This window comes from Paracoccus chinensis (assembly GCF_900102885.1).
GTDB classification, from domain to species: Bacteria; Pseudomonadota; Alphaproteobacteria; order Rhodobacterales; family Rhodobacteraceae; genus Paracoccus; species Paracoccus chinensis.
This window is the reverse complement of record NZ_FNGE01000081.1, coordinates 1-1,155: the sequence shown is the minus strand read 5'-3', so window position 1 is coordinate 1,155 and position 1,155 is coordinate 1. Positions and strand designations below refer to the sequence as shown.

Here is a 1,155-nt window from a genome sequence, read left to right as displayed (position 1 = left end):
CTCCCGCAGGGCCTCGCGCACGACCTCGCTGGTCGAGGCATACTCGCCGCCCGCCACGGTCTGGCGCAGCGTCTCGGCCAGCTCAGCCGGCATGGTGATGGTCATTCGCTCAACGGCAGGCATGGGACCACTCTCTTCAGCAAACATACTTCATCATACTTGTGAGGCTTGCTAGGGAAAACCAGAAAGCGCCTTGCCTCCTGGTCCGCCTTCCCCTCCGGCCATCAGTCTTGGCAGCCTCCTCGGGAGCCTTGACGAAGCGAGAAAGAGAAGGAGAGGAAGTGGCAGGAACTGTCGAATGTTTACACGCCACCCAGACCAGGCGCGCCTGTCCCTGTTATCGGACCCAGCCGCCTCTTGAGGCAGAGCCGATAAGCACCGCAAACCGGCCTCAGGGCATCTTATCGGACAGCGGGGCCACCTTGATCCTTCCTGTTCCCCAGCCTGCGGCCGTGCCACCTGGACCGGCAGCGCAGGAGGGAGAGGGGCCGCGCCTCTTATGTTCTTAGGATACATGGATACGCTGGAGCGTTTTGGCGGTTTCGGCCTTACCACGCTGGCTGTGAGAGCGGTTGACAGTTGCTCACCCAGCAACTTTAGTTGCTCCATCAGCAACTATCGGAGCCCGAGATGCCCAGAGCGACCATCCATGAGCTGCGCCGGTCGGGCGTGTCGCAGGAGGACATCGAGCTTGCCAAGGCCACGCAGGCAGCGCAGCGCCGCAATGGCGCCCCGGTGCAGTCAATCGCCGTCTTGGTTGGCGCAGCGCAGCCGCGCCAACACCACAGCCCGAACCCGCCAGCGGACCTGACCGACCGCGCCCTGCGTCGCCGTGGCGCCTACGACCAGGCCGCCCTGCTGGCCGATCAGCAGGCTCTTCAGGAAAGCAGCCCGGAGCGCGCCCTGAAGGCCCGCCAGGCCGCCACGACCCTGAAAGAGCTGTCCGCCAGCAACCAGATCGAGTTCGACTTCTTCGGAGGCAACGTGAGCATCGCTTTCCAGTTTCAGGATGCCGTGACCGACCGGCTCAACAAGCAGGCCCCAACGCTGGGTGCCCGCGACCGCGCCCTTGCCACGCTTGGGCAAATCACCCGGCACCTCGCATGGCAAAGCTATGAGTGTGCCAAGACTGCGGCCGACTTATGCGACATCCTC

2 protein-coding genes are annotated in these 1,155 nt (G+C 64.1%); one reads left to right on the top strand and one right to left on the bottom strand.

The annotated features are described in order from the left end of the window. On the bottom strand, positions 1 to 105 hold a 105-nt coding region (locus tag BLQ03_RS17805; RefSeq protein ID WP_217629804.1), incomplete at its 3' end, for a ribbon-helix-helix domain-containing protein. A 525-nt stretch (positions 106 to 630) separates the two neighbouring features. On the opposite strand from BLQ03_RS17805, the gene BLQ03_RS17800 reads away from it, so the two are divergent. Then, the coding region (locus BLQ03_RS17800; protein WP_090757613.1) for a hypothetical protein at positions 631 to 1,155 on the top strand (525 nt) is incomplete at its 3' end.